Source organism: Carboxydothermus islandicus (assembly GCF_001950325.1).
Classification (GTDB): domain Bacteria; phylum Bacillota; class Z-2901; order Carboxydothermales; family Carboxydothermaceae; genus Carboxydothermus; species Carboxydothermus islandicus.
The window spans coordinates 1-241 of record NZ_BDJL01000127.1 but is presented as its reverse complement, the minus strand read 5'-3'; the positions used below and the strand labels follow the sequence as shown (position 1 = coordinate 241).

The following is a 241-nucleotide window of genomic DNA, read 5'->3' as shown; positions in this document are numbered from 1 at the left end:
TCAGACCCGGGAGCATATTTTGTTAGCCCGTCAGGTAGGAGTTCCCTACATTGTGGTATTTTTAAACAAAGCGGACATGGTAGACGATCCGGAGTTAATGGAGCTTGTAGAGATGGAAGTACGGGATCTTTTAAGCACGTATGAGTTTCCCGGGGACGAAGTACCGGTGGTAGCAGGATCGGCGTTAAAGGCATTAGAGTGTGGCTGTGGCAAAGAAGATTGTCAGTGGTGCGGCAAGATC

The 241-nt window shown here is 49.0% G+C and carries 1 protein-coding gene; it reads left to right on the top strand.

Annotated elements, in window-relative coordinates; translation table 11 throughout:
• A partial coding sequence (locus tag ciss_RS10460; RefSeq protein ID WP_235837289.1) for a GTP-binding protein occupies positions 1–241 on the top strand: 241 nt, incomplete at both ends.